The 12,485-nt window shown below is 40.8% G+C and carries 13 protein-coding genes; 1 reads left to right on the top strand and 12 read right to left on the bottom strand.

Annotated features, from left to right (window positions below; all coding sequences use genetic code 11):
• Positions 1-14: 14 nt before the first annotated feature.
• The 5 genes from groES to RsY01_RS09010 all read right to left on the bottom strand — a co-directional run bounded on the left by groES (position 15) and on the right by RsY01_RS09010 (position 2,305).
• Positions 15-299 (bottom strand): co-chaperone GroES, encoded by a 285-nt coding sequence (gene groES / locus RsY01_RS09030; RefSeq protein WP_094785218.1) that lies wholly within the window; start codon positions 297-299, stop codon positions 15-17.
• Positions 300-575: 276 nt separating this feature from the next.
• Positions 576-971, bottom strand: a complete 396-nt coding sequence (locus tag RsY01_RS09025) for a single-stranded DNA-binding protein (RefSeq protein WP_094785217.1) — start codon at positions 969-971, stop codon at positions 576-578.
• Between the two features lie 58 nt (positions 972-1,029).
• Positions 1,030-1,653 carry a YtpR family tRNA-binding protein gene (ytpR, locus tag RsY01_RS09020; protein WP_094785347.1) on the bottom strand — a complete coding sequence of 208 codons (624 nt, stop codon included), beginning with the start codon at positions 1,651-1,653 and terminating at the stop codon, positions 1,030-1,032.
• A gap of 22 nt (positions 1,654-1,675) precedes the next feature.
• Complete coding sequence (locus RsY01_RS09015) at positions 1,676-1,993, bottom strand: thioredoxin family protein (protein WP_094785216.1); 318 nt, start codon at positions 1,991-1,993, stop codon at positions 1,676-1,678.
• A gap of 12 nt (positions 1,994-2,005) precedes the next feature.
• Positions 2,006-2,305, bottom strand: a complete 300-nt coding sequence (locus tag RsY01_RS09010; protein WP_133063208.1) for a hypothetical protein — start codon at positions 2,303-2,305, stop codon at positions 2,006-2,008.
• Positions 2,306-2,428: 123 nt separating this feature from the next.
• On the opposite strand from RsY01_RS09010, the gene pepA reads away from it, so the two are divergent.
• Positions 2,429-3,514, top strand: coding sequence for a glutamyl aminopeptidase (gene pepA, locus RsY01_RS09005; RefSeq protein WP_094785214.1), 1,086 nt, complete (start codon positions 2,429-2,431; stop codon positions 3,512-3,514).
• A gap of 16 nt (positions 3,515-3,530) precedes the next feature.
• Here the strand turns inward: pepA and RsY01_RS11125 are convergent, their stop codons facing one another.
• The 7 genes from RsY01_RS11125 to RsY01_RS08980 form a co-directional block, all read right to left on the bottom strand.
• A complete protein-coding gene (locus RsY01_RS11125; protein WP_489752623.1) occupies positions 3,531-3,707 on the bottom strand; it encodes a hypothetical protein in 177 nt (58 codons plus the stop codon).
• Positions 3,708-3,760: 53 nt separating this feature from the next.
• Entirely contained in the window at positions 3,761-3,961 is a 201-nt protein-coding gene (locus RsY01_RS11100) for an HU family DNA-binding protein (RefSeq protein ID WP_274519423.1), read from the bottom strand.
• A 432-nt stretch (positions 3,962-4,393) separates the two neighbouring features.
• Complete coding sequence (locus RsY01_RS09000) at positions 4,394-7,303, bottom strand: glucosaminidase domain-containing protein (protein WP_094785213.1); 2,910 nt, start codon at positions 7,301-7,303, stop codon at positions 4,394-4,396.
• 118 nt (positions 7,304-7,421) lie between these two features.
• On the bottom strand, positions 7,422-7,778 hold the full coding sequence (locus RsY01_RS08995) for a hypothetical protein (RefSeq protein ID WP_133063207.1): 357 nt from the start codon (positions 7,776-7,778) through the stop codon (positions 7,422-7,424).
• A gap of 12 nt (positions 7,779-7,790) precedes the next feature.
• Positions 7,791-9,629, bottom strand: a complete 1,839-nt coding sequence (locus tag RsY01_RS08990) for an Ig-like domain-containing protein (RefSeq protein WP_167373254.1) — start codon at positions 9,627-9,629, stop codon at positions 7,791-7,793.
• 231 nt (positions 9,630-9,860) lie between these two features.
• Positions 9,861-10,991 carry a UDP-galactopyranose mutase gene (gene glf / locus RsY01_RS08985; protein ID WP_094785210.1) on the bottom strand — a complete coding sequence of 377 codons (1,131 nt, stop codon included), beginning with the start codon at positions 10,989-10,991 and terminating at the stop codon, positions 9,861-9,863.
• A 77-nt stretch (positions 10,992-11,068) separates the two neighbouring features.
• Positions 11,069-12,478, bottom strand: a complete 1,410-nt coding sequence (locus tag RsY01_RS08980) for a DUF2142 domain-containing protein (RefSeq protein WP_094785209.1) — start codon at positions 12,476-12,478, stop codon at positions 11,069-11,071.
• Between the last annotated feature and the right edge of the window lie 7 nt (positions 12,479-12,485).

Here is a 12,485-nt window from a genome sequence, read left to right as displayed (position 1 = left end):
TTGAGTTTAATAATTTATTCTACAACTGCTAAAATATCGCCTTCGCGCACAATTAGAAATTCATCCGTACCATCTTTGATTTCGGTTCCTGCGAACTTCTCAAATACGACGATGTCCCCAACAGCAACACTAGGGGCAATCACATCACCACGATGTGTCCGACCTCCTTGACCAACAGCGATAACTTCTGCTGTTGACGGTTTTTCTTGCGCGCTAGTCGTCAGAACAATGCCACCGACAGATTTCTCTTCTTCTTTTTTAACACGTAAAACAATACGATCACCTAATGGTTTTAACATCTGGTAAGCCTCCAATTATTTTTAATTTTTGGCACTCTCTGTGTTCGAGTGCTAACACCTCTATTATACTCAGTTGGTCAGGATTCGTCAAGGATTTTTGATTATTACAGAGAAAAATATATCAGATAAAATGAACTGCCATTACGACAATCCATTTTTCCATATCTTAACCTACAAAATCATAACCTTTAATTTCTCCATTACTTTAAAAGCGTTTCAAATCACGTATTGGGTACCTTTTACAGTTTTACAGGAAAAAGAATTGATAACCAGATACTAAAACGGCAAATCCTCAGCCTCTAACATAACATCTGAGACATCATCAAATTGCCCCTCTCTCAAAGCAACGGCCGCTCGACTTTCTAGCAAATTAAACTGTTGGCATAAAACTTCCGTCACGTAGTGGGTCACACCCGTCTTATCTTCGTAGCGTCGTGTCCGAAGTTCGCCCTCGATTGAGACCAGACTCCCTTTTTTAGCATAGGACGCGAACAATTCAGCAGGTTTTCCCCAGATGACAATCGCCAAAAAGTCTGCTTCACGTTGCCCGTCAGCATTCTTAAATTGTCGACTAACGGCTAAAGTCACGCGCAAGACAGATTTATCTGTCGGCGTTTTCTTCACTTCCGGCTGCGCAGTTAAGCGACCGATTAATAAACTTTTATTTAACATATAAAAAATCCTCCTATCTACTTATACGTAAACAAGAGGATTTTGTTTTAGTTATTTTTTATTTCTGCCAATGTTTAACTGGATCAAAAGCAGTTCCTGGCACTTCACTTCCCGCAAGTTCGATAATCCCACGTTTCTGTGGGGCGTTTGGCAAGGCCAATTCGCGTGGACTAGCCATCATGCCAAAGCTCGGCTCACCACGGAGTTGACCAGCAAAAATCAAGGCACCACTTGGCATCATTGCACCGGGTAAGGCAACAATCGTTTTCAGACCAACACGCGCATTCGGCGCACCTGCCACGATTTGAACCGTTTTATCCTCAGCAATCTTAACCTGCGCGATATTAAGGTGGTCAGAATCTGGATGTGGCACGAGTGATGTAATTTCACCAACCACAAATTTAGGCGCATGATCGGGAACCAAAACATCTTCAAATCCTGCGACTTTAATGGCACCGTTGAGTGTATCAACATCGGCGTCTGAAAGATCAACTTGACCATTGCCCGTAATCGGAAACAAAGTTGACGCGTCAAAGAAGTTCCAAGCCACAACTTGACCATTATCCTCACGCATAACTTTAGCAACATTGTCCTTGCGCGTTGCCGTTAATTTTTCACCCTGATTGTCCCCGGTAATCAACATCAAGACATCATTTAAGTGGGTGTTATAAATCGCAATCATTTTTTCTACTCCTTTAGGCGTCTCAACCTTTGACATTAGTCAAAAACGCAGTCACTTCTTCTTTTGTTTTCCGTAATTTATTGACCAGACGACCTGTTTCTTTGCCGTCTTCAATCACGACAAAACTCGGGATGCCCATGATGCCCCATTCAATGGCAACGTCAATATAAACATCACGGTCAACTTCGATAAAGGTATATTCCGGATGCGCTGCTTCAATTTCTGGCATAGCTGGCTTAATAAAGGAACAATCCCCACACCAATCTGCTGTGAAAAAGAAGACATTGCGACCTTTTTCAACGTATGTTGCTAATTCTTCTACACTATTTGGAATAATCATTTTTATCTCTCCTTAATCTACTGCAGTCACTTCTGACTCGTGTGTTTCAACAATCCGCAAAGTATCAGCATCAATCTCAAACGTTATAACTGTGCCATCCGCACGAATAATGCCACCTTCATGAACATGAAAAAGAATCGGCTCGCTCACAAGCCAACTGGCTAATAGATCATCAAACATAAAATGCTGTTTAGCCAGAGCCAAGAGCTTGCGCAGATTTTTATCCTTGCGCTTTTGGTAGAGCGTGCCGACACTGACGACAAGACTTGCACCGACAAGTGCGCCCATACCCATTTTCAAAATTTTCTTCATGATTATATTTTAGCATAATTTTCATTTTCTAGCTAACTGGTCGCATTTTTCTGCCCCATCTCAGCATTATTTTGGTATTATGGAAGTATAACTATGCACATAATTATTAAGGAGAATCCCAACATGTCGATTACTTTTGACAAAATCAAAACTATTACTGAAATTCAAGCCACATCCGGTTTCGAGCGCCCCATGCAAGACTTCATGCGCCAACACATCACCCCTCACGTCGATGAGGTGCAAACCGATGGCCTCGGTGGCATTTTCGGTATCAAACATGCTGCAGATACCAACGCGCCACGGATTATGGTCGCTAGCCACATGGACGAAGTCGGCTTCATGGTTAGCAAAATCAAGCCCGATGGCACCCTGCGTGTCGTCTCACTCGGCGGTTGGAACCCCCTCGTCATCTCGGCTCAGCGCTTTACTTTATTTGCCAGAAACGGGGTTGAACTTCCGGTCATCACGGGTGGCGTACCGCCACATCTGATGCGTGGAGTAGGTGGCGCCCCTGCCATGCCACAAGTTGAGGACATTATTTTCGACGCAGGCTTTGCAGATAAGGCGGAGGCGGAGCGCTATGGCGTGCACCCCGGTGCGGTCATTATCCCACAAACTGAAGCTATCCTGACTGCCAATCAAAAAAATGTCATCAGTAAAGCTTGGGATAATCGCTACGGTTGCCTCATGGTGAATGAACTCTTAGAACATCTGAGCGAAAATAAAATCGAATTGCCAAATACGCTCATCGCAGGTGCTAATGTTCAGGAAGAAGTTGGTCTCCGTGGGGCGCACGTTTCAACGACTAAGTTCAATCCAGACCTTTTCTTCGCCGTCGACTGTTCACCTGCCCAAGATACTTTTGATGCTAGTGCTGACGGTCGCATCGGCGACGGGACATTGATGAGAATATTCGATCCCGGTCATATCTTATTGCCAACTATGCGTGATTTCTTACTGGATACCGCAGAATCAGCTGGCGTTAAATATCAGTACTACGTCTCAAAAGGTGGCACAGATGCGGGGGCTGCTCACCTCAAACACGCAGGGATTCCATCAACAACAATCGGTGTTTGTGCCCGTTATATCCATAGTCATCAAACGCTCTTTTCACTGGAAGATTTCGATACGGCACAAGCTTTTCTACAAGAGATTGTGCAAGGATTGGATCGGTCTACTGTTGACTTGATTCGAGGAACTGGCGTGTAAAACATATAAAAAGCAGTCATAGCTGAATATAGCTATGACTGCTTTTAAATACGCTGTGATTATTCAGCTTGTGACACTTTTTTATAGGCAACGTTTTCAGCATATCCTGCAAGTCTTTTCCAGGACGGAAATTGATTTTTGCTTTCTCAATATTTTTACTTGTGAAAGCTGCTTGGCTTTCTGGTCTTATCAATTTGAGTGAGACATTAAATCGACCGAAATCACTTAAACGAACGATTTCATCATTTACAATATGCTCCCCCTTAACAGTTGGGTTAAGACTTCTAATACAGCCAATGTATCCGCATGGTTGACTGTTGAGCGTTGTGCGATTTCTTTCCCAAGCTGTTTAAGTGTCACATCGCCACTTGATTTAGCTGTGGCATAATAGCGACCGAGGGCAACAGGTTGGCTTGGATTGATTTTTGCGTTGACAGAATAAGCAATAGATATTTTTAGCTCCTTTTGTGTGTAAGGGAAGGGTCAAACGATTATTTCCAACGGTAAGTCGTGTTTAGTTTAACCGCTTCACTGCGTTTGAACGATGCTTCTCAAAACATGGCCATGTTTTGAGTGAAACACCGCCATGTTTTGAGTCAAACACCGCCGTGTTTTGAGTCAAACACCGCCGTGTTTTGGGATATCCGATTTTGCGTATGGGCTATAAACAATTTTCGCGCGATTTGTTTATGACTATACTATAGCACAACAATCCGAGTTTATTTCCAAGATGCCGTGAATGGTCGAAAATATACCATGAATAACCAAATCCTTGTATGAGTAACCAAAATATGCCATGAATGGTCACATTTTCAAGTTTTCAAAAAAGTTCTATGATTGATTTGACCTCCAAAATCATAGAACTTTTTATTATTTCGATTAGTCTAGTGCGTTTAATTTGTATTTGTCAATTCGAGTAATCAACTTCGTTGCGTATTCTGGATCTGTTGCATAACCGCCTGCTTGCAAGGCTTTTGCGGCATTGTCATACGTTTTGGCATTGCTGCGCCATGCAGCTCGATAACGATAATCCGTTCCTCTATCATTCAGAGTTGTTTTGATCTTCGTCACATAATCCTTCAAGGACTCAGCCTGACTGTTATACTTACGAAAGTCAGCCATGACTTGGACCGTCTTCCCATTGATGACCTCATTGGTTAAGGCAGTATACTTAGCGCCCTTCCAAGAAACATCAGCTTTGACTCCAAAGAAATTGTTAGCTTTTGTCGCTAACTCACTTTGTCCCCATCCAGTCTCAAGTATAGTTTGGCTCATCATAATCGATGGCAATAAGTCATTGGCCTTTGCTAATTTTTGAGCCTCTGGATAGATAGCATTAAACCAGGCTTTTTGGGTATCGTTAACACCTGACAAATTAAATACTGGCATTAGTGTTGGGGCTGGTGGGGGCACGACGAAAGCTGTCCCCCCTGTATCAAAGGCAATCCCTTTTTTCACTAATTTGATTTGAATCGCTTCTAGGCGAAGGGCCTGTCCTTCACTTCCTGCTGAAGCCCCATCTTTAGCCCAACCTAACCAACCTTTATTTTGGATGTGAACGCGATAATAGATATCATAGTTTTCTGCCAAAGTACCCGTTAAATTAATCCGGATCGCTTCTAGGCGTAGTCCTTGACCTGTCGTCCCTGAGATGGCGTTATCAGACACAGCATTTTGCCATCCGATATTTTGGATATGCGTTTGATACTGAATACCACCGTTCATCTTATGGAAGGCCACATTGGCAACATCAATTTTGATTCCTTCCAACCGTAGTCCTTTACCAGATGTGCCACTTGTCTCGCCCTCTTTAACCATTGTTTGCCAGCCAAGATTTTGAACATGTGTTTGATAGTTGACGACTAACTCCGAGTTGAAAAAGGCATCTCCACCAACATCAAAGGCTGTGCCTTTTTTGACCAGTTTGACCTGCATTGCTTCAAGTCGTAAAGCAAAACCTTGCGTACCAGCAGATTCACCATTTTTAGTCCAACCAAGCCAACCCTTATCTTGCACGTTAACCCGATAATAAATATCATAGTTTTGGCCTAAGGTACCCGTTAAGTTGATTTTGATTGCTTCTACGCGCAAACTCTTGCCGGTTGTTCCAGATAGGGCATTGTCTGAAACAGGATTTTGCCAACCAATACTCTGAACATGAGTTTGATATTGAACACCACCAGTCATCTTGTTAAAGGCAACATTATCAACATTGATTTTAACACTTTCTAACCTCAAGCTTTTTCCTATAGTCCCACTTACTGCACCATCTTTAACGGATGCTTGCCAACCAATCCCTTGAATATGCGTTTGATAGCTGACCGCCAAATCCGATGTCACGAAAGCCTCACTCCCAACATCAAAGGCTGTACCTTTTTTAACCAGTTTAACCTGCAACGACTCCAGCCGTAAACCAAAACCTTGTGTCCCAGCTGAATCACCATTTTTAGCCCAGCCGAACCAGCCTTTATTTTGTGATTGGACACGATAATAGATATCATATTGTGATTTAAGGTCACCCGTTAAACCAATTCGAACAGCTTCCACACGTAATGATTTACCTGTTGTTCCAGATAAGGCATTATTGGCCACACCATTTTGCCAGCCAATCCCTTGCACGTGCGTTTGATACTGGACGCCTCCTGATACATTACCCGTTACCGCTAACTTCAACGCTTCAACTCGAAGTGATTGCCCAACTGTGCCGCTCGTTTCACCATCCGTCACGGACTGTTGCCAGCCGATACTTTGCACATGAGTTTGGTAATGAACGATAGGCGTCGTTGGATAGTTGACTTGTAAATTACCATTCACAACCGTAGTGGCATGCTTACTTGGACTATAAGCATAGGCATGGATAGCATAGAGGCCACTTTGGTAATTATGATTCGCACCATCAAATGTTGCTAAATATTCATCATCTTTGACTTTAGTTGCCGGATACCAGAGTAAATCATCCTGTCCATTATCATGAGACCAGATTGGCACCGAAACTCTTGTTACAGCACCGCTTGTCTTAACACGCACTTTAAACTCACCAGTGGCTGGATTACCTTCTACTGAGGTACTGTTAATCTTCGGAGTTCCAAGTTGATTATAGTAGTATTCAACCAAATCTCGGAACTGATTCATGTTGTAACCAAACCTTGCCCAATAGGCATCTGGATCAACATGATCTGTCGTCTGGTTAAACTTATAGGCAATCATCTTATGACTAGCTAAATTACCATCAGGCTTGATTGATAGATCATTCCTTTGAGGGCTGCTAGGACTTGACATTAATTTTGGTGCCCCCATATCATAGATTATCAACTGTTCTGCTGACCACTTGGCCAGTGTGGCGATTTGTTTATAAAACGCAGCACTCGTCGTCACACGCATTTGCTCAATTTGGATACCATACTGGTTCCCCCAACCACCTGAACCCCAAGATTTTTTTGCTTTATCCGCTATGGTGATAAGTTGTGAGCCATCAACAAATGAGTGGACAAAAGCCGAATCCTGCGTTCTAACCATGTAGTCAATGGAGCCATTAATTGACCCGCCATCAACACCAACTTCATGGATAATCACCATCTTTGGTTTCCCATCGGTATAATTCATGTTGATGCCACCATTTCTGTTGGGGTCTTGATTATAAATTCTACCAAGGGATACGGTTTCTCCTGCAGGTTTCACATTATTCTTGATGATATAGTCATTGACTGCACTTGCCGCCTCTCCTTTCATGCCCAACAAACAAGTCGATACTGCGACTATTGCTAATAAAATCCATTTTTTCTTCATCATCTTCACCGCTCTTATCTTTAGTTAATTTACTACTAATTTATCATTATATTCCCTTTACTATCTATCATATCAGATTTATTGATGAATATCAAAAACGACGAGTATATTATTAAAAATATCAAATTTTATCTTGAACATACTTTACGAAATCTATTTTTTCTTTCTTAGCTTCATCCCAATATTTCAAAAGTTCCTCGTCTGAAATACTTGAAGAATTAACGCCCGCTTCATAAAGACTTAGTCTGGCCTCGGTCACGTCAGAGCCTTGGACATCTGACGTTTTGACTGTCTGGTTAGAAGAAGGGAGTATTTCAGAAGACATAGGCGTTTCTGAAGATTTTGAGAGAGTTGGCTTTTTTATTGCACTCGTTGATTTTGATGTCGATTTGACAGGAGCATCATCATCCTTTTTTGCCCCACAAGCGACCAATGCGCTACTTGCCAAAACCATTAAAATTAATCCTATTTTCTTCATCTTGATTCCTCACTATTTAATGACAAAAACTGGTCTACCGGCATCCCAATCCATGGTATCTGCTGATGGTCTGCTCCACAGGTAGGAAATGCTATACCAGCCATTGAAAAATTGACGACCATAAGGATCAAATACTTCTGTACTCCCGCCCCTATTGCCAAAAGAAACGACTGCATGACCAATCCCGACATTTTCTAACCAGATAAGCGGATAACCCTCTCTCAAACGTTGCTCAGCAACGCCTTGTGACGTGACAACTTCGACTGCATGACCGTAAGATTTTGCTGTTGCAATTAGATCTTTACCTGAAGCACCGAATGACCAGCCACTGTAATAGTCCATACGCGCTGCGACATCTGCAGGGGTCAAATTCATGCCATAACTGCCTTTTAAAATCATGGCAAGACTTGTCGGCACACAGCCAGATGGCCCGATAGTCGATAAATTAAAGCGATTGCCTGACCAACGTGGGTCTAATTGAGAATAATAGTAAGGTTTGCCGATTTTTGGTTTAAAATCACTCGCTGACAAGAACGCTTTTCCTGTTGCTGGACCAGCAGCCCCTTTAGGAACTAATTGAATCTGCAACGCTTCAAGGCGCTTAGCGGCACCACTTGAACCTGCATTCCCACCATTTTTCGTCCAAGCTAGCCAACCTTTGTCTTGGACATGCACGCGATAATAAATATCGTAAAAGCTCGCCAACTCGCCCGTTAAGCTGATATTGATAGCTTCGACCTGCTTACCTTGACCCGTTGTTCCCGCCATAGCGCCATTAGATGCTTTAGCTTGCCAGCCAATGTTTTGAACATGAGTTTGATAAATGACCGAACCATTAAGTCCTGTTCGAGCAGCAGAAACTTTCAACGCTTCAATCCGTTTCCCCTGCCCCGTCGTCCCTGAAATTTGATTATTGCCTTTTGAAGCCTGCCAACCAATACCTTGGATGTGTGTCTGGTACGAAAGTGTCGTCCCTGAAACAAAAGCACGTGACTGTTCAAAAGCACCCATCCCTTTAGGGACAAGTTTAATTTCAATCCCTTCCATTCGAGCTGAAAGCCCTTGGCTACCTGCTGTTGCCCCATTTTTCGCCCAAGATAACCAACCGACATTTTGAACGTGAACACGATAGTAGACATCATAATGACTGCTCAGTTCATCTGTTAGCAATAGTTTGATCGCTTCTAAACGTCTAGCTTGACCCGATGTTCCCGCCATAGCCCCATTAGATACTTTTGATTGCCAACCAATACCTTGAATATGGACTTGATACTCAATATGCCCAGCATAAGTCGCATTATCCAGTTTAACTTTTACCCCCTCAAGTCGCAAAGCTTTTCCTTGTGTGCCAGACAGGGCGCCATCTGTTACAGTCTTTTGCCAACCAATATTTTGAATATGCGACTGATACACAACCGATGTTTTAACGACAGTCATCGTTAGTTTTGCCGTTTTCAGACCGTCCTGTGAGGTCACTGTGATTTCTGTTTGACCAGTCGCCAGACCTGTAACCTTACCTTGACTATCAATACTAGCAACGGCTGAATTTGACGAGTTATATTGCAACTTCTGCTCTGCTGTACTTGGTAAGACAATCGTTGCAACTTGAACAGTTTGACCAATCGTAATTTTAGATTTGGACACGCTAACTTCTAGGCTCGCCACAACATCTGGTGTTTCAGACGTTGTCGTTCCTGTAGATAAGTCATCATCTGTCGGATCGGCGTCTGACGAACTGCTACTCGATGGAGCAGAAAACTGCTCACTTGAATTATCAATCTGTACCTGACTATCACCCGTCGTCGGTTCACTCGCTTGTATCACTAAAGGTCTCACAACTAATGCTATCATGAGCACACCTATAGCTATCACTATACTTAATTTATTCCGCTTCATCAGTCAACTCCTGACCACCATCATTTTGCGTAATCGCTTACAAAGCATGTGCTGTAAACAAGGCCTATTTCTTTTATTATACCATAAGCTGCTTGTCAAATAATAAATTTATGATGATATAAAAAAACTCGGTGGCAATCTTTTCCACACGAGCTTTTTGATTTAATACTAGTCACTACCAGATGCTCAATCTTTAAATTCTTTCTCAACTGCTTTTAAAGCGATGCCAAAAACTTGATCCATATCATAGTATTGGTAATTACCTAAACGTCCACCAAAAATAACATTAGGATATTTTTTAGTTTCATCGTTATATTTTTTGAAAATGCCAGAATTCTTTTCATCATTGACTGGATAATAAGCTTCTTTGGCGCAATCCCAATTTTGCGGAAACTCTTTTGTTAAAATCGTATAACCTTCATCAGCTTTCTTATCAAAATGTCGCCACTCCATTACACGTGTGTAAGGCGTTTCTGCATCAGTATAATTGATAACAGCATTTCCTTGAATATTATCAGACGCTACAGTTTCTGTTTCAAATCGTACAGAACGGTATTCAAGTTCTCCAAAAGAATAGTCAAAGAACTGATCAATCATGCCAGTATAAACAACCTTTGGAAATTCCTCTAAAAAGATTTCTTTATCATTGAAAAAATCAACACCTGTTTGAACATCGATAAGATCTGAGTCAAGCATTTTATCAAAGATAGCCGTATAGCCATCCACTGGAACACCTTGATAGCGATGATTGAAGTAATTATTATCAAAAGTGTAGCGTACTGGAAGCCGGCGGATAATGAATGACGGTAATTCAGTAGCTTTGCGCCCCCATTGTTTTTCTGTGTAACCTTTGATTAGTTTCTGATAAATATCAGTACCAATCAGACTAATAGCTTGTTCTTCCAAATTTTTAGGATTTCCTGAAATCCCTGCTTTGGACTTTTGCTCTTCAATTTTTGCTGCTGCTTCTGCTGGCGTTTTGACTCCCCACATTTGATAAAAAGTATTCATGTTAAAGGGAAGATTATAAAGCTCACCTTTATAATCTGCAACCACCTGATTAATATAATTATTAAATTCCGTAAATTGATTAATATAATCCCATACCATTTTATTATCCGTATGGAAAATATGAGCACCATAATCATGAACATTAATACCATGCTCTTTATGCGTATACATATTACCACCAATGTGAGCCCGACGTTCAATCATCAAAGATTTTTTACCACGTTTTGCAGCTTCATAGGCAAATACAGAACCATAAGGCCCCGCCCCAACAATCAGATAATCATAATTTTTTGTGTTATATTTCATTTTTTCTCCTGATATCAACAATATCTATATAAGTTATGACTAAAAAGTTCTAATATAAACTATCACCGTTTTCAGCTCTATAAATAATAAGCACCAAAAAGTGTTGAAAATAAGAGTAAAACATTTGTGATTACTGCTATACCCATGACAAATAATAAGATACCTTTTTGTCCATTAATTTTGATTTTAAATTTTTCATAACAAGTTACAAATAATAATAAAAATAATGTTGGTGTAAAATATCTTCCTTGTAAACCTTGCATTTGACCTAATATAGTCGGATTTCCCACTGGCGCTCCAGTCGGTGTATATGTCATATACACATAGTAAACAGCGGCAATTCCCATTAAAAAGATAACCATACTCGTTAATGAAATGAATTTACTTTTTATAAACTTATCCTCAGAAAGCAATACTGCAAACAGCACAATATACCAAATCATACTTACCCAAGCAGGTGTATAGTTAATGTTAGGATATGGCGAACCTAACAAATTATAAAATACGGAGCTCACTGATAAATAGTCTCTCAAATTGACAACATAATTAATGATAAATCTGTATATACTATAAAAAATGCCATTATGCCTCAAACCTAATAAAACAATCAAAATAACAAATATTAAGCCCAGCCCTACTAATAACGACAGCACCAAGGCCTTTTTATTTGTCCACAAATCACTGAAAAATCGAGACAGTTTCTGATAGAGTTTGGGGAAAACAAACATGGCGATTAAGACTGGTATAAAAAGTAATAAAACTTTAAAATTAGTTTTAGCGCCAAAGTAGATGGCCACAGAAGCTACTGCGAGTTCTAGCCACCTCCACCATTTAATCTGCTGATCAACTAGACTGTTAATCACAATAGCTATCAACCAAGCCACTAATACAAAGCTAAGAGAATCATAGGACAAACTTGCAAACGAGTTCAACGTTACTGGTGTTAAAGAGAGTGCGACAAAGATCATTTTCCCTTTTTTAACAGACTTAATGATTAAAAACATCAATAACGAGTTAATCAATACAGAAAATAAACGCGCTGTTGTTATCATCATACCCATTGAAGGATAAATTTTATGACCAATCCACACGCCTAGTGCAGGAATCAGATGTCCCAAAAAATTATAAGATTTGATATTTGGATTCTCAGTCAAGCCCTGTCTAGGTTGTTTGCTCATTGGCATTTCAACTATTCTTGTTAAGTAATACTTTTGAAAGTAACCGCCCTGTTGATAGACTTCAAGCTGTTGATCAATTCCAGTTCCTATACTAACTTCACCATATGCTGAGATATCGTTGGATAGATTCACCATGTTAGAACTCACGACATAGTGAAATTGACCGTCAGGCTCATTGAAAAAAGGCATACCAATTGCAAGAATCATACCAAGTAAAACACTAAGAATCAAATAACCCTTATGCAATTTACTTTTTTTCCCATTTATGGAAGAGGAGATTATTTTTTCTTCTTCTATTCTATTTTTCATTTTTTAC

The sequence above is a fragment of the Pseudolactococcus reticulitermitis genome, from assembly GCF_002260845.1.
Taxonomy (GTDB): domain Bacteria; phylum Bacillota; class Bacilli; order Lactobacillales; family Streptococcaceae; genus Pseudolactococcus; species Pseudolactococcus reticulitermitis.
Note: the sequence above shows the minus strand (reverse complement) of the source record. Positions and strands in the feature narration are given on the sequence as shown.